Origin of the sequence: Paenisporosarcina quisquiliarum (assembly GCF_027563315.1) — a bacterium.
Lineage (GTDB): Bacteria > Bacillota > Bacilli > Bacillales_A > Planococcaceae > Paenisporosarcina > Paenisporosarcina quisquiliarum.
Map to the genome: position 1 here is coordinate 1 of NZ_JAMKBJ010000004.1, position 23,160 is coordinate 23,160.

General features: G+C 40.3%; 24 protein-coding genes, 9 tRNA genes and 1 rRNA gene. 2 read left to right on the forward strand and 32 right to left on the reverse strand.

The genetic code is table 11. The annotated features are described in order from the left end of the window. The 25 genes from M9R32_RS05770 to acpS form a co-directional block, all read right to left on the reverse strand. Nucleotides 1-67 (reverse strand): 16S ribosomal RNA (locus M9R32_RS05770); the annotation flags it as partial. A gap of 156 nt (nt 68-223) precedes the next feature. Continuing rightward, nucleotides 224-297 (reverse strand) — tRNA-Gly (locus M9R32_RS05775). 26 nt (nt 298-323) lie between these two features. After that, nucleotides 324-400: transfer RNA gene (locus tag M9R32_RS05780), tRNA-Arg, on the reverse strand. Nucleotides 401-410: 10 nt separating this feature from the next. Beyond that, nucleotides 411-496 (reverse strand) — tRNA-Leu (locus M9R32_RS05785). 62 nt (nt 497-558) lie between these two features. Beyond that, nucleotides 559-631 (reverse strand) — tRNA-Lys (locus tag M9R32_RS05790). A 19-nt stretch (nt 632-650) separates the two neighbouring features. Next, nucleotides 651-725 (reverse strand) — tRNA-Gln (locus M9R32_RS05795). An 8-nt stretch (nt 726-733) separates the two neighbouring features. Continuing rightward, nucleotides 734-809 (reverse strand) — tRNA-Asp (locus tag M9R32_RS05800). A 3-nt stretch (nt 810-812) separates the two neighbouring features. Continuing rightward, nucleotides 813-889, reverse strand: a tRNA-Met gene (locus M9R32_RS05805). A 261-nt stretch (nt 890-1,150) separates the two neighbouring features. After that, nucleotides 1,151-1,225, reverse strand: a tRNA-Glu gene (locus M9R32_RS05810). A 5-nt stretch (nt 1,226-1,230) separates the two neighbouring features. Beyond that, a tRNA-Asn gene (locus M9R32_RS05815) sits at nt 1,231-1,305 on the reverse strand. 89 nt (nt 1,306-1,394) lie between these two features. Continuing rightward, nucleotides 1,395-1,850, reverse strand: coding sequence for a SprT family protein (locus tag M9R32_RS05820; protein ID WP_269925790.1), 456 nt, complete (start codon nt 1,848-1,850; stop codon nt 1,395-1,397). Between the two features lie 61 nt (nt 1,851-1,911). Next, nucleotides 1,912-4,080 (reverse strand): Tex family protein, encoded by a 2,169-nt coding sequence (locus M9R32_RS05825; protein WP_269925791.1) that lies wholly within the window; start codon nt 4,078-4,080, stop codon nt 1,912-1,914. Between the two features lie 148 nt (nt 4,081-4,228). Continuing rightward, complete coding sequence (locus tag M9R32_RS05830; protein ID WP_269925792.1) at nt 4,229-4,828, reverse strand: PP2C family serine/threonine-protein phosphatase; 600 nt, start codon at nt 4,826-4,828, stop codon at nt 4,229-4,231. Continuing rightward, on the reverse strand, nt 4,828-5,610 hold the full coding sequence (sigB, locus tag M9R32_RS05835; protein WP_269925793.1) for an RNA polymerase sigma factor SigB: 783 nt from the start codon (nt 5,608-5,610) through the stop codon (nt 4,828-4,830). Before sigB ends, M9R32_RS05830 begins: the two co-directional genes overlap by 1 nt. Beyond that, nucleotides 5,588-6,058 (reverse strand): anti-sigma B factor RsbW, encoded by a 471-nt coding sequence (rsbW, locus tag M9R32_RS05840; protein WP_269925794.1) that lies wholly within the window; start codon nt 6,056-6,058, stop codon nt 5,588-5,590. The genes sigB and rsbW overlap by 23 nt, the downstream gene beginning before the upstream one ends. Before the next feature lie 2 nt (nt 6,059-6,060). Further along, entirely contained in the window at nt 6,061-6,390 is a 330-nt protein-coding gene (locus M9R32_RS05845) for an anti-sigma factor antagonist (RefSeq protein WP_269925795.1), read from the reverse strand. Nucleotides 6,391-6,466: 76 nt separating this feature from the next. Next, nucleotides 6,467-7,471: a PP2C family protein-serine/threonine phosphatase gene (locus tag M9R32_RS05850; RefSeq protein WP_269925796.1), complete on the reverse strand. Its 1,005-nt coding sequence runs from the start codon at nt 7,469-7,471 to the stop codon at nt 6,467-6,469. 14 nt (nt 7,472-7,485) lie between these two features. Continuing rightward, nucleotides 7,486-7,887, reverse strand: a complete 402-nt coding sequence (locus tag M9R32_RS05855; protein ID WP_269925797.1) for an anti-sigma regulatory factor — start codon at nt 7,885-7,887, stop codon at nt 7,486-7,488. 2 nt (nt 7,888-7,889) lie between these two features. Continuing rightward, nucleotides 7,890-8,252, reverse strand: a complete 363-nt coding sequence (locus M9R32_RS05860; protein WP_024536814.1) for an STAS domain-containing protein — start codon at nt 8,250-8,252, stop codon at nt 7,890-7,892. Beyond that, nucleotides 8,249-9,079: an RsbT co-antagonist protein RsbRA gene (locus tag M9R32_RS05865; protein ID WP_269925798.1), complete on the reverse strand. Its 831-nt coding sequence runs from the start codon at nt 9,077-9,079 to the stop codon at nt 8,249-8,251. Before M9R32_RS05865 ends, M9R32_RS05860 begins: the two co-directional genes overlap by 4 nt. Before the next feature lie 148 nt (nt 9,080-9,227). Beyond that, on the reverse strand, nt 9,228-9,578 hold the full coding sequence (locus tag M9R32_RS05870) for a type II toxin-antitoxin system PemK/MazF family toxin (RefSeq protein WP_016429759.1): 351 nt from the start codon (nt 9,576-9,578) through the stop codon (nt 9,228-9,230). Nucleotides 9,579-9,582: 4 nt separating this feature from the next. Then, the gene (locus M9R32_RS05875) at nt 9,583-9,864 is read right to left on the reverse strand and encodes a transcriptional regulator (protein WP_269925799.1); all 282 of its coding nucleotides are present in this window, start codon (nt 9,862-9,864) and stop codon (nt 9,583-9,585) included. A gap of 130 nt (nt 9,865-9,994) precedes the next feature. Continuing rightward, a complete protein-coding gene (alr, locus tag M9R32_RS05880) occupies nt 9,995-11,104 on the reverse strand; it encodes an alanine racemase (protein WP_269925800.1) in 1,110 nt (369 codons plus the stop codon). Between the two features lie 52 nt (nt 11,105-11,156). Then, a complete protein-coding gene (locus M9R32_RS05885; protein WP_269925801.1) occupies nt 11,157-12,167 on the reverse strand; it encodes a LolA family protein in 1,011 nt (336 codons plus the stop codon). Nucleotides 12,168-12,224: 57 nt separating this feature from the next. Continuing rightward, nucleotides 12,225-12,578: a holo-ACP synthase gene (gene acpS, locus M9R32_RS05890; protein ID WP_269925802.1), complete on the reverse strand. Its 354-nt coding sequence runs from the start codon at nt 12,576-12,578 to the stop codon at nt 12,225-12,227. Between the two features lie 70 nt (nt 12,579-12,648). Between acpS and M9R32_RS05895 the strand changes: the two genes are divergently transcribed. Further along, nucleotides 12,649-13,260: a rhomboid family intramembrane serine protease gene (locus M9R32_RS05895; RefSeq protein ID WP_269925803.1), complete on the forward strand. Its 612-nt coding sequence runs from the start codon at nt 12,649-12,651 to the stop codon at nt 13,258-13,260. A 7-nt stretch (nt 13,261-13,267) separates the two neighbouring features. On the opposite strand, the gene M9R32_RS05900 is transcribed toward M9R32_RS05895, so the two are convergent. The 7 genes from M9R32_RS05900 to M9R32_RS05930 form a co-directional block, all read right to left on the reverse strand. Then, nucleotides 13,268-14,779, reverse strand: a complete 1,512-nt coding sequence (locus M9R32_RS05900) for a PH domain-containing protein (protein ID WP_269925804.1) — start codon at nt 14,777-14,779, stop codon at nt 13,268-13,270. Beyond that, a complete protein-coding gene (locus M9R32_RS05905) occupies nt 14,772-15,251 on the reverse strand; it encodes a PH domain-containing protein (RefSeq protein ID WP_269925805.1) in 480 nt (159 codons plus the stop codon). Before M9R32_RS05905 ends, M9R32_RS05900 begins: the two co-directional genes overlap by 8 nt. Nucleotides 15,252-15,473: 222 nt before the next feature. Further along, a complete protein-coding gene (gene cshA, locus M9R32_RS05910) occupies nt 15,474-17,015 on the reverse strand; it encodes a degradosome RNA helicase CshA (protein ID WP_269925806.1) in 1,542 nt (513 codons plus the stop codon). Between the two features lie 431 nt (nt 17,016-17,446). Continuing rightward, the gene (locus tag M9R32_RS05915) at nt 17,447-18,166 is read right to left on the reverse strand and encodes an alpha/beta hydrolase (protein WP_269925807.1); all 720 of its coding nucleotides are present in this window, start codon (nt 18,164-18,166) and stop codon (nt 17,447-17,449) included. A 185-nt stretch (nt 18,167-18,351) separates the two neighbouring features. Further along, nucleotides 18,352-19,728, reverse strand: a complete 1,377-nt coding sequence (locus M9R32_RS05920; protein ID WP_269925808.1) for a UDP-N-acetylmuramoyl-tripeptide--D-alanyl-D-alanine ligase — start codon at nt 19,726-19,728, stop codon at nt 18,352-18,354. Between the two features lie 12 nt (nt 19,729-19,740). Then, entirely contained in the window at nt 19,741-20,826 is a 1,086-nt protein-coding gene (locus M9R32_RS05925) for a D-alanine--D-alanine ligase (protein WP_269925809.1), read from the reverse strand. A gap of 108 nt (nt 20,827-20,934) precedes the next feature. Further along, entirely contained in the window at nt 20,935-21,687 is a 753-nt protein-coding gene (locus tag M9R32_RS05930; protein WP_269925810.1) for a hypothetical protein, read from the reverse strand. Nucleotides 21,688-21,839: 152 nt separating this feature from the next. Between M9R32_RS05930 and M9R32_RS05935 the strand changes: the two genes are divergently transcribed. Beyond that, complete coding sequence (locus M9R32_RS05935) at nt 21,840-23,027, forward strand: FtsW/RodA/SpoVE family cell cycle protein (RefSeq protein WP_269925811.1); 1,188 nt, start codon at nt 21,840-21,842, stop codon at nt 23,025-23,027. Nucleotides 23,028-23,160: the final 133 nt, after the last annotated feature.

Sequence of the window (23,160 nt, forward strand, 5' to 3'; positions counted from 1 at the left end):
GCTCGACTTGCATGTATTAGGCACGCCGCCAGCGTTCGTCCTGAGCCAGGATCAAACTCTCCATAATAGGTGAGTCGATTAGCTCGACTTTGTTGCTGGCGTCAAATTAATGACGTTTATAATGAACGTTTAAGTTCAAGTTTTGCTTCCCACACCGAAGTGTGTTCCGCTTTATTGTTGACGTTTTGCTGTTCAGTTTTCAAGGTTCATTAGGTAAATTATATGGAGCGGGTGAAGGGAATCGAACCCTCATCATCAGCTTGGAAGGCTGAGGTTTTACCACTAAACTACACCCGCATTATTATATTATATAGAAGGTAATTTGGCGCGCCCGGCAGGAGTCGAACCCACAACCTTCTGATCCGTAGTCAGACGCTCTATCCAATTGAGCTACGGGCGCAAAGAATTTTTGGTGCGGCCGAGAAGAGTCGAACTTCCACGGGATTTCTCCCACTAGGCCCTCAACCTAGCGCGTCTGCCATTCCGCCACGACCGCTTGATGTTTTAACGACAAGATTTAGTATATCACGTTAATTCAAGAAGTCAACAACAAAATTATGAGCCATGTAGGATTCGAACCTACGACCCTCTGATTAAAAGTCAGATGCTCTACCAACTGAGCTAATGGCTCGCAAACTTAGAAAAATATATGGCTGGGGTACCTGGATTCGAACCAGGGCGTGACGGAATCAAAATCCGTTGCCTTACCGCTTGGCTATACCCCAATAAAAAATGGCGGTCCCGACGGGAATCGAACCCGCGATCTCCTGCGTGACAGGCAGGCATGTTAACCGCTACACCACGGGACCATTTGGTTGCGGGGGCAGGATTTGAACCTGCGACCTTTGGGTTATGAGCCCAACGAGCTACCGTGCTGCTCCACCCCGCGATAATATTATTGTTATAAACATAATTGCTTCAACGCTTATGTCGTAGTGGACGTCTGCATCGGCTTCGCCTGCTTCGACGTTAATCGCCATCTTCGTTTGGCGATTTGCTCCACCCCGCGTTTTCTCTAAAGAGAGAATAACACCCTCGCGATTTTCTTTAGAAGTGAATTTCACTATCCTCGCGATTTCTTTATAGAGGCTTGTACTATTCTATAAGAAAGAACTGCATTGAGTATAACATAGTTTGTTTATAAAATGATTGGTGACCCCTACGGGATTCGAACCCGTGTTACCGCCGTGAAAGGGCGGTGTCTTAACCGCTTGACCAAGGGGCCGATAATGGCTCCGAAGGTAGGACTCGAACCTACGACCAATCGATTAACAGTCGATTGCTCTACCACTGAGCTACTTCGGAATAATGTTATGTAACTAATCGACTTTTCTTATTATAGGGAGGTAGTTCTTCCACGTCAACCACTTTTGACCATTTTCTCTAAACAAATATTATTCCACTTTTATTAAACGCCCAGAACACTTGCCACACCTGTATTTGTTAGTATTTAAACGAATTTTCCGTCTATATAATAAACCGCAAGAGATGCAGCCATAGACATGTTGGGTTTCTTTTTTCTTTCTTTTCACCGCCCCTAAGTTTGCACAAAATCTTGGAGATTTAGTCACTTTCAATAAATCTTTAAATTCTTTATCACGATGTTTGTAACCTTTTCCTTCTATATGTAAATGGTAATGGCATAATTCATGGCGGATGATTCCTTCAAGTTCATCACGACCATGTAGTTCTAATGATTTTGGATTGATTTGAATATGATGTGTCTGCAACATGTATCGGCCCCCTGTTGTCTTGAGGCGACTGTTGAAATATGCTTCATGTTTAAAAGGTTTATGAAAAACAGTTTCCGAAATATTTATGACCAGTTGTTGAAGTTCTTCGTTTGTCATGCCACTCATCCTTTGAATACATTAGAACCCACCTACCGAATATCCGATAGGCAGGTTCCATTTAGTTTTGTTTTACAGGCGGAAGCATCGTTAATGATATGCGACCTTTTGTTTTTTCAACTTGTTCCACCCAAACAGTCACGATGTCTCCTAGTGCAACGACATCAAGAGGATGTTTGACGAACCCTTTTTTCAATTTAGAAATATGCACGAGCCCATCTTGTTTTACTCCGATGTCTACAAATGCACCGAAATCTACTACATTACGAACTGTTCCCTGCAATTCCATACCACTTGCCAAGTCTTCCATTTGAAGAACGTCCGTCTTCAATAATGGTTGAGGGAATTGATCACGTGGGTCACGTGTCGGTTTTTTCAAAGTATCCACGATATCTTTCAACGTGATTTCACCAATATCCAATCGTTCGCTTAGCTCTTTCAAATCTATTTCATTAAGTGCGAGTTCAGCTTCTTTCGTACCGATTTGCGCTTTCGATAATCCAGCTGTTTTCAGTACTTCTTCAGCACTTTGATAACTTTCGGGATGGATACCCGTTGCGTCAAAGGGGTTTTTAGCTTCAGGAATTCTTAAGAACCCAATAGCTTGTTCATAAGTTTTAGCACCAAGACGCGGGATTTTCTTCAGTTGTGCGCGAGAAGTGAATTTGCCGTTTTCATTTCGCATGATAATGACATTTTCAGCTACGGTTTTCGAAAGACCCGACACATATTGTAATAACGATGCAGAAGCCGTATTTATATTAACACCTACTTGGTTAACAGCGGTTTCCACTATGAATGTTAATGACTCGTTCAGTTTCTTTTGAGAAACGTCGTGTTGATATTGACCAACCCCTACAGCTTTTGGTTCAATTTTCACTAGCTCAGAAAGTGGATCCTGAAGTCTTCGTGCAATTGATACTGCACTGCGTTGTTCGACTTGAAGATGAGGAAATTCAGCACGTGCAGTGTCTGATGCTGAGTACACACTGGCTCCCGCTTCATTCACAATAACATATGCAATTTCACGGTCTGCTTCTTTCAAACACTCTGCAATGAATTGCTCTGTCTCACGAGATGCTGTTCCGTTACCAATCGCAACGATGGAGACAGGGTATCTCTTTAATACATCTAGAATCGTTTTCTTCGACCCGACCGGATCTGCTTTTGGTGGATGAGGATAAATCACGGACACTTCTTGAAGCTTACCCGTATCATCAACGACTGCTAACTTACAACCAGTGCGATATGCTGGGTCTACCCCAAGAACGACTTTACCTTTCAATGGCGGCTGTAATAAAAGGTTTCGCAAGTTTTCCGAGAAGATATGAATGGCTTGTGTTTCACCTATCTCGGTTAGCTCCGTTCTGATTTCCCGTTCTACTGAAGGAGCAATCAGACGTTTATAGGAATCCTCAATCGCTTCGGTCACCTGGCCAATACTTGGTGAAGAGCTATGGGTTGGAATCCATTCATCACGCATGACACTTAAAATCCGATCCACGGGTGCATGAAAGTGAATCTTCAAAATATCTTCTTTTTCTCCACGGTTCAGCGCAAGCACACGATGCGGAACAATTTTCTTAACAGGCTCCGAGTAGTCATAATACATTTCAAAGACGCTTTTCTCATCGGCTTCCTGCTTTTTTACCGTGGATACGATTGATCCTTCCGCGCGTGTTAAGTTTCGAACCTTTTCACGGATTTTTGCGTCATCCGCAAATTGTTCAGCTAAAATATCACGGGCACCCTGCAAAGCTTCTTCTACACTCAAGACTTCTTTTTCTTCATTGATGAAATCTTTTGCTAGATCTTCAGGTTGTGTTTGAGAATATGTTAATAATAAAGCGGCTAGTGTTTCTAATCCTTTTTCTTTTGCGATGGTTGCTTTCGTTCTGCGTTTTTGTTTATATGGTCGATATAAATCTTCAAGTCTTTGAAGAACAGTGGCTGCTTGTATCGCTTGGGACAACTCTTCCGTTAACTTCCCTTGTTCATCGATTAAGCGCATCACTTCTTCTTTTCGTTGTTCTAGTTGCTGTATGTAACGGTATCGATCTTCAACCGCTTTAATTTGCACTTCATCCAACGAGCCTGTTGCTTCTTTTCGGTATCGTGCAATGAAAGGAACAGTATTTCCTTCTTCAAGCAAATCAATAACTTGTTGGGCTTGCGCAGGTCGTACATTTGTTTCTTTAGCGATTCGTTGCATCATTTGTTTAGCGTCCATGTGACTTATCATCCTTTCGCTTTACACCCATTTATTTTAACACAAGCAAACCGCAAAGCGCTTGCGCTTCCTTAGCTACGCATTGAAATGTTGAGCAATTGAGTGACGAATGCACCATCTTTTAGAACACAAAAAAACCCACTCCATTTTATTGGAGCAGGCTTCCTGCGATAAATGTTGCATCATCACCATGTTCAATGGTGTCAATTAATGTTTGGTGCAGGTCATAAGCACCTGTACTATTTCGCATTGTGCTCTTAGGATTACCTAATACGACACCATCCGAATGGAACAAGAATAAATCACCTGGTTTATATGAATAGCTTTGAGTTCGAAGTTTTGTAGGTCTTCCCGATAAATAGCCCATTACTGGTAATGGATAAATCATTTTATCATCGTCTTTTCTAGTCATATAAAACTTGATGTTTCCGACACAGCTATATGCAATCGTCTTAGCTGAAAAATCAACTTTAACAATAGCCACAGCTGCTCCACGTTTTTGAAACATGAGTTCATTGCATCTTAACAAAAGTTCATCAATTGTTTCATGATGATATTCCGTCAAAATCATCGGTATGATTTCGGACGATTGTCTAGCAATTGGTCCATTGCCTAAGCCATCAGCAATGGCACATAAAAAGTAATCTTCATTCATATACGTGAAATACGTATCTCCCGATTCATTGTTTCCTTCTTTTGCTTCCTGATAGACGAATACTTCTATATACGGATGCCGTATTGAGCGCATTACGATACGCCACCTGCTGCAAGAATAGCATCTTGTAACTTTTTGATGGCTTTACGTTGTAATCGGGAAACATGCATTTGGGAAATACCTAGTTTGTCGCCGGCTTCTTTTTGGCTTAGTTGATCTATATATGTAAACTGGATGACTTGTTTCTCCCGCTCGGAGAGGACACTGAGTGCATTTGCCACTAACATACGCTGATCTGTTTTTTCATACCCATCGTCTTGCTGACCAATAACGTCAAATAAAGTAATGCTACTTCCATCCGAATCAGACTCAAGGGAATGGTCCATCGAAAGAGCTTGGTAGCTTTTACCCATTTCCATTGCTTCTAATACGTCATCTTCATCTACTTCAAGATATTCAGCAATTTCCACAACTTTAGGTGAGCGTTGAAGTTCGGTGGTTAGTGTTTCAACAGCAGATTTAATTCGTGGTCCCAGCTCTTTGATGCGACGTGGAACATGGACTGCCCATGTTTTGTCACGTAGAAAACGTTTGATTTCGCCGATGATTGTCGGAACTGCGAAGGCTTCAAACGTTCTCCCAAATTCGGGATCGTATCGACGAATCGCACCAAGTAAACCTAACATACCAACTTGAACGATATCTTCGTGGTACGATTTCCCGTTAGAATATTTTCGAGCGATTGATTCGACTAATCGTTGGTAATTTAAAACCAGATTGGTTTGAGCCTCTTCATCCTCAGACTCTTGATAAGCTTTAATCCACTCAAGAATTTGTTCTTTGGTTTGATGATTAGGAGGAGATAGTTTCGACATTCTCTTCCACCTGCTCTTCTCCGACATATTTTGTCATAAAGACGGTTACGCCTTCTTGGTGGTGGACTTTTACTTCATCCATTAAAGTTTCTATTAAGTACAGGCCTAGTCCACCTTCGCGTAAAAACTGAACTTCCTGTTCTTCATGATAAGGTCCAACTTTGGCTTTCGTTTCTTCAAAGTTGAAGCTTTTCCCATGGTCAGCAACCATGATTTCAATTTTATCTGGATAAAGTGCACAACCTACCACTACTTCGCCTTCATCCACTCCAGCATAAGCATGTTGTACAGCATTTGTAATTGCTTCAGAAGAAGCGATTTTTAAATCTTCGATATCATCGTAAGTAAAACCAATACGACTGGCTAATCCAGATATAGTTAAACGCGCAACACCCACATATTGTGGTTTTGCAGGTACTCTAATTTCTACATAATCAAATGGTCTCATGATCAGTTTCCACCTTTATCGTCTGTCTCAATATGCATAATTTCACCAAGACCTGTTATATCAAATAATCTCTTTAGACGAGGCGATAATCCCGTTAACTTAACATGACCATTATCGGCATTAATATTCTTGAAGAACGCAACAATAACACCCAAACCAGTACTATCCATATAAGATACGTCTGACATATCCAATTCAGCTTGCAAACCTTCTTTTGGTTGTACTGTCGCTAATTTTTCTCGTAAAATTGGTGCAGTAAACGCATCAATTTCCCCGCTAATAAAACCTTTAACGAAATTCTCTTCTTCTTTTAATACGACCTGAATATTCATCTATTGCACCCCGTCCATCTACTTATCTTTTTCTTTGTACTTACTAAATACCACTAAGATATTTTTTTAAACCTAATTAGTGCGTTTTTTTGAAAATAACTAGCGTAAAATCATCACGAAGCTCAAAATTTTGCATCTTCTCTAGTTCTTTATACACAGTATCAACGATGGTTTGAGCAGATTCATCGCGTAATGAATGTATTAAGGAAGCAATGATTTCCTGTTCAATGAATCCTTCATCCGTTCTACACTCCGTTACACCGTCCGTCATCATAACGATAAAATCACCGTATTCCATTTTAACCTCGTGTTGTGCATACGTAACATTCGGTACAACACCCAGCAAAAGACCTTTTGCATGGAGTTCAGAAAACTCTCCTTTTTGTGCATCATAAAAAAGAGCAGGTTCGTGACCTGCCGATGCATATGTAAAGACAGATTGTTCGACATTATAACGGCCGTAAAACATAGAGATAAACATATCGTCATCGACACTTTTCTCAACAATGCGATTAATAATATCCAATACTTTTTTGGGATCGGACGTTGCATCCTGCAAACTGTCCATCCCGTACTTAATCATGGACATGCAAAGTGCAGCAGGAATTCCTTTACCGATGACATCAGCAACTGCAACACCAGCGTTTTTTAAATCGTCGCTGAGAAAATAAATATAATCCCCATTCATCTTTCGAGCCGGAACAGAAACAAGACCAATCTCCAGACCAGCAACTTCAGGAACAGTTGTTTTCAATAATGTCCGTTGAACATTGGCCGCTAAATCCATTTCAACCTTAATTTCTTCCTGCTGCTCCAACAAGCTTTGATGTTCCGCATGAGCAAGCCCATAACGGATCATCATTTCGATTAGCAAATCAAATGAATGCCAAACATTCATTGGCAACTCAGGAAACATTTCTTCAAGTGCTGCCTTATGTATGCTAATTACCTCTTCAGGAGCTATGTTTTTTTGGATCAGCTGACGGCTGAAGTTTTGGCCTGCATATAAATTTTGCTCTGTTTGACGCATGACATACTGTCGGAGTATTTCTTTATATTGCCGTTCAATTTCTTGAGGCATTTATATCTAACCTCCTAGCGAATCCACTTCGTCGCTTTAATGACGGTTCCTTCACCTAAAACTGTTTCTATTTTAAAATCATCCATTAAACGTTTTACTCCAGGCATACCAGCACCTAATCCACCAGAAGTGGAGAAGCCATCCTCCATCACTTTTCGAACATCGGGAATTCCCGGTCCTTCGTCTGATGCGATAATAATTATGCCAAATGATCCGCCTTCTGATATACGTTCAATTTCGATTTTACCTTTTCCCGCATATAAGTAAATATTACGAGCTAGTTCACTGATTGCCGTTGTGATACGGGCTTGGTCAACAGTACCAAAGCCAACTTCCTTTGCTTCGTTACGACCAAGTTGTCTAGCAGCAACAATGTCCCACTCTGTTAAAATTTCTACAGAAGACCGATAACCCATACTTAGGCCTCCAATTCTCGTTGGAGTTTTTCAAGACCATTCTCTAAGTCTAATGCTGTCATTACATCTTCTAAACGAATTCCCAATTCGATAAGTGTAATTGCTACCGCAGGCTGAATTCCTGTAATTACCACTTTGGCACCCATTAATCCAGACATACTGATGACATCACCTAGAACTTTAGCGATGAAAGAGTCAATAAAATCGATTGGTGTTAAATCGATTACCACTCCACGTGCGCTTGTTTCATGCATTTTGGTTAGTAAATCTTCTTGGAATTGTAGTGCAGTTTGGTCATCAAGCTCCCATTGAATTGAAACAATTAAGGTATCTTTTAACTTCAAGATCGGTATACGTAAGTTCAATCCTCTTCCACCTCCACGATTTTGCGGTTTGTCCATGCTAATGCTTGTTCCACACCACGTTGCAATGTGCTAGTAGTTGTGAAATCTTTCAAGTTAATTCCTAAAGTAACGATTGTTTGCGCAATTTCAGGCCGAATTCCGACGAGCATACACTTCGCTCCAACTAAACGAACTGCGTCTGCTGCCTGAATGATATGATGTGCAACCATTGTATCCACAACCGGTACACCTGTAATATCCAATAATACGACTTCTGCACGGTGTTTAACGACACCGTCCAATAAGTTCTCCATAATCAATTTTGCGCGTTCCGTGTCGATTGTTCCGACAAGGGGCATAACCGAAATCTTATCAAAAACAGGAATCAAGGATGCTGACAGTTCTTGCAAGGCAATTTTTTGTAATTGCACTGTACGTTCCCATGTCTTTGCATACGTTTCAACGATGCCATCACGCATTGGATTAATCCACTCAGCAAATACCATCACGTATTCTTTCATGTTCTGTTCAGTAATAGTTTTGTTTTGCTCTAACATGTCATAAACAACTTGTGCAAAATGGTTAATTGCTTTCATGACAAAGCTGATGGACCAACCAAAACGGACCACTTTACTCGTGAACTCATTTAAACGATTTTCATAATTATTTTCGCCTTCAAACAAATTAGAGATCATTAACTCTGCAAATTCACGGCTTGTCTTATTGATGACATCTTGCGACATGATTTGAAAGAATTTTTCATCTGAATCGTCTTTCATCATTTCCTGCCATCTTACTAATATTTCATCTAGATTATCTTGAATGAATGTTGCCATGTGTTTATTCATACAGTTCGGTGAAGCCTCCTCGAATCAAATTCATACCTACCTTTTATTGTATCTGAAAATAGCCAACTACACACGTTTTTTAATCGTCTTCAAAAAAACACCGTCCGCAGAAGCTGCGCACGATGTTCATTCGTTATGTTATGTATGATTAAAACTTTACAAGGCCAAGACTTATTTCAAGCGCCTCATCTACTTCTTCCATCAGTACATCATCCAGCTGGGTAATTTTATCGGTCAGCCGCGATTTATCAATCGTACGCAATTGTTCAAGCAAAATAACAGAATCCCGTTCAAACCCATACTTTTTAGCATTGATTTCTACATGTGTTGGTAATTTTGCTTTTTGAATTTGCGCCGTGATAGCCGCAATGATGACTGTTGGGCTGAAACGATTCCCGATATCGTTTTGTATCACCAGAACGGGCCTTGTTCCACCTTGTTCAGACCCGACAACTGGCGATAAGTCAGCAAAAAAAACGTCACCACGTTTTACGTTCAAGATTTCATCCTCCGCTTACGAGACGCTCCACCGTATGCTCCGCTTCGTATTCCAAATGCAGACACTCGCTTGCAATAGACAAGTTGATATGGGACATTTCCACGTAGCCCTTGATCATCGCTTCTCGTATAAGATTGGGTTGAACATGTTTAATCACTTTTTTTGTCGAAATATAAACAAACTCTCCTGGCTCAGCCAGTTGTTGCTCTTTCTGTCTATCAAGATCGTTCACAAATTGTCGCGGAAGCTTAACGATAACTTCCTTTGTTTCTCTCTTTTCATTCACAGTCAACACCTCCGACAAACCCGTCCCTCTTTTCAATACTTTTCTATCTTACCATTCAATACTTGGTATGAGAAGACAAAGAAGGAAAATATCTGACAATATTTTTAGTTTGGTCGGTTTATGTCGAACACTATGGCGTATATGTCCTCGGCACTCGATTTGTCAGTACACAAGGAATTTCGTACGATATTGTTTGCAGTTTCTGGGCCCATTCTTCAATGTTTACTTGTTCATTTCCTTGTCTTCCAATTAACACTACCGGCTCGCCAATGGAAACATGTCCATTTAGACGGACCATGCATTGATCCATACAGATACGTCCAATTACCGGCAACCTCTTCCCTTGAATCAACACTTCTTGTCCACTTAACCCCCGAAGCATACCATCCGCATACCCAATTGGAAGGGTGGCAATCCACTCATCCTCATCGGCAGTGTAAGTAGCACCATAACTGATTGAAGAACCTGCAGGCACTTTTTTTACATGCACAACTTCTGTATGCAAGCTCATGACTCTTTCCAATGGAAACGGAAGCCCTTGATCAACGTAAGCTGATGGTGAAAGTCCGTACATTGAAATTCCGTACCTTACTGCATCGAATAAAGATTCTTTGTGCATTAATGCAGCGGCACTGTTCGCGGTATGAATGCACCGTGGTCTTTCAGGAAAGCAATGCAGAAATGTTTTGAACTTTTCCAACTGGCTTGTATACTGGACAACATCTTCATCATCTGCCGTCGCAAAATGAGTAAAGACACCATCAATCACGACATCTTGTCGATGATTGATGGTTTGAATAAGAGTGCTTAATTCTGATTCCGTAGTTACACCTAACCTACCCATGCCAGTGTCGATTTTAATATGTATTTTCAGCATATTGGGTAAGGCCGGAATATGAAGAAACCAATCTGTTTGAAAAACGGTAAGCATAATGTCGTTTTGGCTAGCAGTGACTGCAAAGGAGGGGGGAGATGCACCCATCACGAGAATGGGCGATTCGATGCCACTTGCTCGCAAACGAATCGCTTCATCTGGTGTGGCAACGGCAAGCATGCTTGCCCCTGCCTTTACTGCAGCTGTCGATACTTCAAAATCACCATGCCCATAAGCATTTGCTTTTACTACCGCAATTACATCTACGGCTGGTCCAATATGTTTCTTCAGATTAAGTATATTCATTTGTAACGCATTCAAATCAATTTGTGCGAATGTTGGTCGATAAAAATTAGCTGGTTGCATGGTCATTCCTCATTTAGGGTTCGATAGTTAGTAGATAGTTAGTATGAAGTTATTATTTTAAATCTCCTGCTGTCATGGATGAAGCTACTGTAATCATTTCTTCACGAGTCATTGAATCGGATGCCAGGAAGAACTGTACGCCATTTTGTTCCCAACTGATTGATTTATCTGTAATTGCACCGATGGCAAATCCAAGATCAGCTGGGTCTCCAGCAGCAAATACAGGAACTAGGTCTACAGATTTTTTCGTAATTGGTGATTGAATGATCGTGAACTCTTTATTGCCGCCATATGTCATGATGACGCGTTCTTCTTTATCATTTTTAATCACTTTTTCATCAAGCTTATCTACGCCTTCCCACTGTAAAGTAGGATAATGCGTTTGGAATACAGGTAACTCTGCATCTGTACTAGCTGTTTCATTTTCTGTTGTTTCCTCAGAAGGCATATCCGCTTTGTAATCAGCAGCGCTTCTTGAAGTCCCTAACGTAATCTTATCAAAAGTAATCAAAATTTGTTCTTGTTTTTGATCGTTCAGGATCGATACTTTTGTTGGAAGCAATGTTTTCTTGCTAATAAAGATTTGTTGAGTCGGCAACATTTTCTGGTGACTGTTTCTAGTTTTTGTTTCAAAGATATACGAATTTTTGTTTTCAGTCATAACTGATTCTTTATCCGCTTTAATATCTTGTGCAAGTGAACCGATTAAATAGGCTTGGCTATTTTTTTCCGGCCAATCGCTCTGGAATTTGTATGTCTTGCCTAATGTCGGAGTGATGACAAACACCCCTTCTTTATTTCGAACAATCGTTTGTGAAACATCTTCTTCCGCTTGGCTAACTTTCACACGGTAAAATTCTGGTTTTGTGTGCCATACGCTTACTTCGTAAAGACGTGGTTCTGAACCTGTACTGATTTGCATCTGTGCTTCTAACTCGTACCCTTTTGTGTCAACCCATTTACTACTCAACTTCTTCAACACATCTTCTTTTGACTCCGCCCCACATGCTGTTAATAAAAGCATTAACAGTACAACTACTCCTGCAAATAAACGGCTACGCATAAATCCACCCTTTCTCATATCGATCCGTTAAGACATCTTATGAAAGAGGGACAGGGATTATTCAACCAATATTACTTGGGCAGCAGCGAATTGTTTTGTGTGTGTGATACTCACGTGGCCGTTGACTTCCCGCCCTTTAAAATACAGGACAGGTTTACCGTCTTCGTTAGAATTTATTTCAATATCATGAAAGCTGCAATGCTTGCCAATGCCCGTCCCCATTGCTTTCGCGAAAGCTTCTTTCGCCGCAAAACGACCAGCCAAAAATTCAAGCTGTCTCGTCTCTTTCATTTTTGAAAAACGATCTAATTCATTGGCTGTAAGAATACGCGCTTTAAATTTCGGGGTAAGTATATGGGCAGCTTTAATACGTTCTATTTCTGTCACATCCAAGCCAATTCCTTTAATCATGCAACACTTCTCCTTTCAACCATAGCCAATTTCACGGTATAATACTTTCATAGAAATTCGAGGTGAATTCATGTTTAGTCGTACAGAAAATTTTTCACAATACATTAAGTTTTACCCAGTGGTTTCCACTCTAATTGCACTTAATGTAATTATTCATTTGCTTTCAATAGTCCCAGTCCTCGGCACTGTGCTATTTAATTATGGGGCAGGTGTAAATTACCTGATTTCGGACGGTCAATGGTGGCGCTTCATTACACCGATGTTTTTACATGCAGGCTTTTTGCATTTACTGTTTAACATGTTTTCATTGTATTTGTTTGGACCGGAACTTGAAAAGCTTGCAGGAAAAGTTCGTTTTCTGACCATTTATTTTATGGCTGGTTTATTCGGTACCGTTGCAACATTCCTTTTACAAGATGCTTCTTATGTTCATGTTGGAGCAAGCGGTGCTATTTATGGATTGCTGGGTGCTTTTGGGGCACTGGTGTATTACGCTCGTAAAACATTACCCCAACTTCGCCAAATCATTTTACCCATTATCGTCATCAGTATTATCATGACATTCTTGACACCAAACATTAATGCAACTGCTCATTTAAGCGGATTGGCTGTTGGATTCCTAATTGGACTAAGTTATTTTCATCCCCAAAGAATCATCAGCTGGAAAAAAAGAAAAAGATAGGACAGCCTTAATGTGGCTGTCCTTTTTCTATCACTTCATGTCCAGATGGTTCGTACCATGTCATTACTTTCTCAATATCTTCTACTTTCAGATGATCGACTTTTGCCGTCGCCCCAAGCATCCCTGACTTGATCGTTGTTTCAATTGAAGCAAGGGATTTTCTTTTTTGAAATGGGCTTTGGGTCATTTCAAGAGATTGCATTCTTTTCTTTTCAATGAAGAACGTATATTTACTGATTCCTCTATAGCGCAATGACAACTGATTTCGATGTAAAGAAAATCCTGCAGAATGGTGCTGCCATAGCCCAAGTAACAATACGATTGGAATCAGCAACAGCGACAATAATCCATATGGATAGTAGAAATAACTGACGGCCGCAATGACTGGAAGCATCCATAGAAAATCCAGACGATAATAAAATGGCTTAGCCTCGTTTGGTGAAGTCGTCCAAGCTGGTTCAAAATCGAAATCGGCGAAAAGTTTATTAAGAGGTTGTTTGATTTCACTTTTCTTCACTAGAGGAAACAGTCTAATCTTTTTATCTTGATCCTCTAGGGACCCCCCTGCACTTTCCACAATGACCGTACAATAGCCAAATAATTGACGCAATGGATTTTCGACAATGCGAATGCCTTGAACACGCCCGATTGGAATGGAAACTTTCTTCTTTTCAAGCAATCCACGGGTTAAGATGATTTGATTGTTGTCCTGAACAATCGTAAATTGATAATAATTTAAGGTCGTCAGGATGACTGAGATTATCCATGCAAATAGCAAAAATACAAAAATACTGATAGCTACAATGAAGAAGCCAAATTTCAAGAACACGACAAACTCATCGTAAATCTTCTCGTAAGGGATAATATCCGAAAACTGGGACATGAACACGGCTACCCCGGAGAAAACGACACCAATCCCTCCAGAAGTTGTAGCCAGAATAATTAAATCCTTCATAGACAACTTAAAAATCGGGATGCTAGTATCCGTTTCATGAATTTGATCTTCCATTGATATTGCTTCGTCTGTTAAAATGTTCGCTTTACGTTTTTTTGCAATCGCCATTTCCGCTTCGATTCGTTTTGCATTTTCTCTTGTGATAGCGGTTAATTCTGCTTCCGCTTCTTTAGCTGAGCCAGAACCGGCTGTCTCAATCGTTACTTTGACAAGTTTGAATGGTCGATGCAAAATACTTTCGGTATAATTCAGGCTTTGAATTCGTTCAAAAGGAATATAGCGTTTCTTCTTCACGAACAATCCGTATTCAATCCGTAGTTCATCTTCTTCAAACCAGTAAACAAAACGTTTCCATTTAATGATTCCACTTCCTAATATAATCGTCAGTACAAGAAACCCGACAATATAAGGAACAAAATCTGTCCAATGGCCGCCTTCATAGGAATCTCCCTGAAATCCATTTACAACAAAAATGAAGATAAACGGAAAGATTAAATCCTTTAAACCTTTAATAAAATTAACAGCGGCTGAAATCGGATGAAGTTTAAACCGTTCGTTAGACATCATCTTCCGCCACCCTTGCAAGTGTCGATATCCGACTTCTTAACTCATCCGCTTCACTCGTGATAAGTGCCGGAATGGTATGGTTGGTAGCGGCTGTCGAAATTGTAATGGAAGCCAGATCATATCTACGTAAAATTGGACCTTGTTCCGTATCTACATGTTGAACTCGGACCATCGGCACTAGCGTCCTTTTGACGACAAACAGTCCATGCTGAAGTTCAATCTCCTGTTCCCGCACTTCATATCGCCAACGTAGCCATCGTAACTTGGGGAATAAGTAAACAAATATGTATGTATAGAGTATAGGGAGTACGACACAAATAACCATTACCCACCACGGCCCTTCAAGCCACCAATTCAAAACACCAGCCCCTATCGCCAATAGCCAAATAATTGCTGAATGCATTAAACCGTATAATCTCCAAACCTTTAATCCTTTCGGTGAGATTTGATTAATTGGTTCTTTCCTCATATAAACACCTACTTTCTTCTATACATACGATTTTACAGTAAATTTGTTTCATTAAAAAGAGCAGCTTCGTTGACTCCTGGTGCTATTGGAGGTATGAGTCTTTTTATTCGCGGTTTCGTGAAGTCTATTCGCGTTCGTAGCAGTTCTTCACGTTTCAATCCTCCGAAATCAAGACACAAAAAAATACCACAGCCCAAAAGGACTGTGGTATTTGAAATTTAATTAGTTTTCACGACGTGAAGACGTACGTGGACGTCCACCACGGCTTGCAGAACCTTCACGTGATGAAGAAGAACTTCCGTCACGACCGCCAGTACGACGAGAAGGACCACGATCTGAGCTGCGACCTGAACCTGATGAAGATCTGCCGCCGCTGCTACGGTTGTTGCCTTTATAGCCACCGCCGCCGCTGCGTCCGCCACCACCACTACGCTCTTTACGAGCTGGTAATGGGCGTTCTTCAGAAATTGATACAGGAGTATCACTTGGTTCACGTGTCATTGATTTCAATGCAGCAGCGATTACATCAACTGCTTCATATTTCTCAAGTAATTCCGTTGCGAATGCACGGTAATCACCGATATTGTTTTTGTCTACCATTTCAGCTAATGACTCAACAGCTAAACGTTGTTGACCGATTAGAGCCTCATCAGAACTTGGTGGACGTAGTGGAGACATACGTTTTTTCGTTGTTTCTTCTACGATACGTAAGTAACCCATTTCACGTGGAGTAACGAAAGTTACTGCCACACCACTTTTACCTGCACGGCCTGTACGACCGATACGGTGTACATAGCTTTCAGGATCTTGAGGAATGTCATAGTTATAAACGTGAGTAACACCAGAGATATCAAGACCACGAGCAGCTACGTCTGTTGCAACAAGGATGTCAATTTTGTTTTCTTTAAATTGACGAAGAACTGACATACGTTTCGCTTGGCTTAAATCACCATGAATACCTTCTGCTAAATAACCACGGATGCTCAATGCATGTGACAATTCGTCTACGCGACGTTTTGTACGACCGAAGATAATTGCAAGTTCAGGTTGGTGTACGTTAATAACACGAGAAAGGATATCGAATTTTTCACGCTCATGCGATTTAACGAAAAATTGCTCGATGTTTTCTACTGTCATTTCTTTTGATTGAATTTTAACTACTTCAGGCGTTTTCATGAATTTCTCAGCAATTTTACGGATTGGTGTTGGCATTGTAGCCGAGAACAGCAATGTTTGACGTTCTGGTGGAACACTTTCCATAATTGTGTTGATATCTTCAATGAAGCCCATGTTTAACATTTCATCCGCTTCATCTAAAATAAGCGTTTGAACGTTTTCTAGTTTTAATGTACGACGGTTGATATGGTCAAGAATACGACCAGGAGTACCGACGATTACATGTGGGTTATTTTTCAATGCACGGATTTGACGTCCGATTTCTTGTCCACCATACACAGATAAAATTTTCACACGTTTGTCTTGACCGATTTTATAAAGTTCTTCTGAAACTTGAATCGCCAATTCACGAGTTGGTGCGATAATTAAACCTTGGATGTTCGGGCTTTTTGGGTCAATCTTTTCTACCAATGGAATACCAAACGCAGCTGTTTTACCAGTTCCTGTTTGTGCTTGACCGATAATATCGCGGCCTTCCATTGCAAACTTGATTGTACCTTCTTGGATTGGTGTTGCTTCTTCAAAACCCATACGTTTTACGGATTTTAATGTTGATTCGCTAATATTTAATTCTGAAAAATTTGTCAAAATTTAATCTCCTTTTTGTTTACATTTGACAAATGGTTACATTTTCAGATGAAGTTGCGGCAAATTCGAGCCTATACGAGGAACGTTTCCGTTACTTAAAATTCTCTGTAGAGTTATCAGAGGGGACTTATATTTAAAGGAAAGCCCGGTCTTTTGCCGAGCGGTTCGATCAGTGGGGAGCATGTTCAAAGCGTTATGCATCACGCTGTCTCTTGTGACCTGTTGGTAGCCTTTGTTCAGTTCTAATGAGAACGAGGCTATTGTGATAGTTCACATATTTGATGTTTGAAACTAAACATCCTACCCTAAAAAATTGAACAAACCGTTATGTTCAAAAAAAAGAGCTCTTCATCGAAAACCGAAGAGTCTTTACACAAAATGTATCCATTGCTCTAATTACTTTAACACGAATAAAGACGATATGCAATTAATCAGCCACAGTCGTAATAATTAGTTTTCTCATTCTTTTCCAGAAATACTAAGACTTCATCAAACCAATCGTCACAATCCTCACTATAGCAAATAAGATGTTTGCCGCATTCTGAAGTAACCATGCACTTCTCTTCCGAACCTAATCGGTCGTACAAATATTGAGCTGAGGCGAATGGGACAATCCCATCCTTTTTCCCTTGCACAATACATACTGGTACTGTGATTGACTCATAATAAGGCTCGACCATTTTTACGATACGCAAAAACTCAATCGCTGCTCGAATAGGCGTATGAGTTAATTTGTATTCGTATAAATGATAAAACGTATTGGTTGAAAGTTTCCCGCTCACGGCATCCGCTACAATATCCTTAACGTCTTCTAATAGTTGTGCACCACTAATATATTTTGCAGCTGCACTGAGTAGAACGAGGCGGTCGATCTTGTAACGCATTGCCAAATATAATGCAATCAAGCCACCCATAGAGAATCCGACCACAACTACACGATCTACTTCTTTTTGCAACAACCTAAGAGCTTGTTCAGCTTCCATCATCCAGTTTTCAGCTGTCAGCTCTGTTAATGATAGTGTAGGTCCGTGACCAGGCAATGTAGGGACTTTGACAATCCAATCCGTTTTCTCTTCAATATATTGCACAAAAGGCTCGATTTCATACGGACCTCCCGTAAATCCATGAATGCATAATAGTCCTGTTTTCACTTTTTATCAGTCCCCTTTTGAAATCCAACGCTGTCTTATTTAATACTGTTGGGTTACCCAGTTCGTCATTTTTCAAACGCTTCATTTTAAGTAATAACCATGCAAAAAGGAAACTCCCAGTAAGCAGAGTTTCCTTTTGATTATCCTATTCACTCAATGCGCTTAGCCGCTTGAGCCACAAAGTCTTAATTAATTACATGTTCAAGCGCCATACCGCGAGATCCTTTTACTAAAATAATGGAATTTGCAGAAGTATGATTCTCTAATACATCACGTATTGGTGCATAATCTTTTTCAGACCAAATCAAATTCGGTGCTCCAAAAGTATTTTGCAACTTTTCATATAACCATTTCATGCGCGGGCCATATAAGCAGACCCCTTCAAAATCTTCCGGTTTGATTTGTTCAGCTAATTCTTCATGATAAGCCTGTTCATCAGAACCGAGTTCCAGCATATCCCCAAGGACAAGCCATTTTTCAGAACGAATCGATGTTTCTCTGATAAACGTGATGGCAGCGCTCATGGAAGTCGGCGCTGCGTTATACGCATCGTTGATAAATAACGCACCGTTTTGAGCAGGAATGACTTGCATCCGCATATCTGTAAGAGATACGTTTTTCAAAGACTCTAGAATTTGTTCATTTGTTAAGCCTGCTTCTTTGGCAATCAAAATTGCAACTAATGCATTTTTAACTTGATGCTTACCTAAAACCGGAATCATGAAGTGGGAGTCAATTAACCCAGCCACATCAAATTCACTGCCGTTTTCAGTCGCTTGAATTGATTGTGCAGAAATATCATTCGTTGTATTTGTTCCAAATGATACCGTTCTAATAGAAGAAGATCCTTTTTCACCATTGAATTGATCAATGAATGGCTTCAGTAATGGTTCGTCTCCATCATAAAATAGGCAACCTTCATCTTGTAGGCCGGAAACAATTTCAAACTTCGCTTTGGCAATCCCTTCACGAGAGCCTAAATCTTGCATATGTGCTTCACCAATATTGGTAATGGCAACATGATGTGGTTGCGCCAAATTGGATAAAAACTCAATTTCCCCAAAACCACTCATACCCATTTCAAGAATTGCAAATTCTGTCTCTTCATCAAGAGATAGGATAGTGATGGGCAATCCCAAGTTATTATTAAAATTCCCTGCGGTCTTTTGCACGCGGAAATAAGGAGAAAGAACACCCGCAACCAAATCTTTTGTGGATGTTTTTCCATTCGAACCTGTAATTCCAATAAATGTGGCAGGATGGTCTTTACGATAAGCCCGTGCCATTTCCTGTAACGCTTTTTCACTGTCTTCAACTAAAAGCAAAGGCAGGTTTTGCGGTGGATTTGGTTCATCCTTTTGCCAAAGAGCTGCTGAAGCACCTTTTTCAAATGCTTGTGTCACATATTGATGACCATTTACTTTTTCACCTTTAAACGGAATGAATAGATCTCCCGGTTGAATGGTTTTAGTATTAATCGAAACGCCACTGACTGTGACATCCGAAATTTCCTGGTCATTGATATTTAACCATTCAGCAACTGTTCGTAATGATTTTTTCAAAATAATTCACACTCAATCCATTGTATAATGTAGTTGTTGTTTTTCTGCATGTCTTTCGATTGCCAGTTCGATTAACTGGTCTATTAGTTCAGAGTAATTCACACCCGTGTGTTGCCATAATAAAGGGAACATACTGAATGGCGTAAAGCCTGGAAGTGTGTTTACTTCATTAATAAGAACTTCATCTTCATCCGTTACAAAGAAGTCAGCTCGCACAAGTCCCGAGCAATCCAAAACTTTAAACGCTTTAATTGCGTTATCTTGCATCGTCTGCTCCACTTCTTCAGTTACATCGGCAGGAATAATCATTGCCGTATTGCCATCTTTATATTTTGCTTGATAGTCATAGAAATCTTTCAATGGTTTAATTTCACCTGGCACGGAACATTTCGGCGTGTCGTTACCAAGTACACCCATTTCAACTTCACGAGCTTTAATGCCCTGTTCGACGATAATTTTACGGTCATATTTCAAAGCCATCTCTACAGCTGCAATTAACTCCTCACGAGTAGACGCTTTGCTGATGCCTACACTTGATCCCAGGTTCGCAGGTTTAACAAATACAGGCCATGCAAGATCCTTTTCCATTTTCCCGATTAAACTTTCCTGGTCTTTTTGCCATTCTTTACGAATGAAATGAACGAATGGTACTTGTTTCAATCCAGCAATCGCGAAGAGCTGTTTCATCACCACTTTATCCATTCCTGCAGAAGAAGCGAGAACTCCATTCCCGATGTACGGAAGATTCAATACTTCAAGTAGTCCCTGTACCGTTCCATCTTCCCCATTTGGTCCATGTAAAAGTGGGAAAATCACGTCTAGAGCAGCTTCCTCTTTTTCCTGATGGGAAGGTAAGAAACTTGAAATGTTATTTGGCAATTCTTGATTAGATGCATTGTTGAATTGTAATTGTTCAATTGTATCAACAGGTGCCATTAACTGCTCACCCTTACGCCATTCACCTTCATGCGTAATGTATATTGGGAACACATCATATTCATCAAAATTTAAAGCTTGCGTGACCGCACGTGCAGTCGATAAAGAAACTTCGTGTTCAGCGGATTTCCCACCATATAATAAACCTATTCTTTTTTTCATTTAAATACCTCCATGTATTGGATACAGTTATTTTAACATGAACCATGTTTACCCACGTACACTAATCAAAAAACAATCCCTTGCACTCATCTTTGCAAGGGATTGTGGTTAGAAACGGATGGTTTCGTCCGGATTATGTTTCATGACTGCAGTTAATTCGTCCCATATTTCATCGGGGAAGACCGATTCTGGCAATGAACGGATTTCTAAATCATATGTTGCTTTTGACTTCTCTAGCTTGAATAATGAAAGCAGCACGCCTTCCTTCATCAAAGGTTTATGTGCAATACATTGTTCCAAAGTCAGCTCAGGATATCCTTCTTTTTGCTTTCTACGCCAAAAAGGGGCACCTCTCTCTTTGTCACGAACTACTTGATTTAGTATATTAACGACCAAATGGATTGAATCATTTAGTTCACGAAAATAAATTTTCGTCATACTTTCTTCTTCGTTGGACAAATAGACAAAACGATTTTGGAGTTGATAATAAAATGGTGAACGAATCGGTTCTTTTTTATGACCGATATATAAAAGTTCTGCTTGTTCTTGAGGCGTTAACATGTTGAGTCTGCGCTCATCTGCAAAATCAATCCATCTCAAATCAGTTGGCTTGTCCATATACTCTTTTGTAAACGACAGGACCTCTTCATCCGGTACGAATTCCAGTTGGGTATGAATGTTAAACGAACTGTCTTCGTATTCATGTTTAAGTAACAATAAATGTTGCAAGGGCCCGGCGTTTTGGACAAATTGTTGCATTGTAAGACCGCTGAAGATCACGAATTGATCTGCCTCGTTCATATGTATATAAATATGGTGAAGATAATTTTCTGTATCACGTGCCTTTTTCACCATTATCATCACTCCATTCCTCCTTTCATTATAATCTCCCTTTGTGAAGAAGGAAACATTTTAAGATGTTCTTCGTCAGTACTTACTGCACAAGCATTTGTAAGTCATTTACGCTATAATTGATAAGTTATAACTTTAAACTAGAAATTTAGGTGACAACTATGGAAAATAACAAAGGTTTTGCCGACCGTTTTGACTGGACGTTGGCTTTTATATTATTACTGCTATTCATTGTAAGCTTATTCGCAATTTCATCTGCCCAAACTTCGGGTCAATACCCGATTAATTTCATCCCAAGACAAGCCTTTTGGTACATTGTAGGCGCGACGATTATTGGATTTACTATGTTTTTCGAACCCGAGCAATATAAAAAGATGGCATGGGTTCTGTATGGTATAGGTATTTTCATCTTGATTGCTCTGGTTTTAGCTCCAGGTGGCGAAGGTCAAATTGCCGAAATGCGCGGAGGAGCGAAAAGTTGGTTCCACTTACCGGGGATCGGTAGCATTCAGCCCTCTGAATTTATGAAAACGTTCTTTATATTGACAATGGCACGCATGATCAGTAAACATCATGAAATAAATGTAGTGAAAACGATGAAAACAGATCTTTTGCTCCTCGGGAAAATCGTCTTGACCGCACTTGTTCCATTACTTTTCATCATGCAACAGCCTGACCTTGGTACGTCTCTTGTCTTCCTTGCCATCACGGCAGCAATGATTATCGTCGGTGGTGTTACTTGGAAATTGATTGTCCCGATATTTGCGGGGACTGCTGTATTGGGCGGGTCGTTGCTTTGGATGGCTGTCTTTATGCAAGATTTTCTTTCGGAAAAATTCGGGTTCAAAGCTTATCAATTTGGTCGCGTTTATTCGTGGCTTGATCCGTATTCTTACGCCACATCCGAAGGCTATAACTTGATTAATGCCATGACGGCTATTGGTTCCGGAGAAATTACCGGAAAAGGTTATCAAGGTCGCGAAGTGTACGTGCCTGAAAATCATACTGACTTTATTTTCACGGTAATTGGTGAAGAGTACGGGTTCATTGGCGCCAGTATTGTGGTCAGTTTGTTCTTCTTACTCATTTACCATTTGACCAAAATCACTTTGCAATTAAAAGATCCATTCAGTACGTATGTATGTGCTGGAATTATTGCCATGATTACATTCCATGTCTTCCAAAATATCGGGATGACGATTCAGCTATTGCCAATAACGGGAATTCCGCTTCCTTTCATCAGTTACGGGGGTAGTTCGTTAATGGGGAATATGTTGGCACTTGGACTAGTTTTCAGCATGAAATTCCATCACCGCACGTATATGTTTGGTTCTTCCGAAGACGAATAATGAAAAGGATTACGCAGTTTTTGCGTAATCCTTTTTTGTATATTGGGGTGGATTGTGTGTTTGGAGCAACTTTCACGATTTGGGAGCAACTTTTGATGTTTTTGGAGCAACTTTCGCAATTTGGGAGCAACTA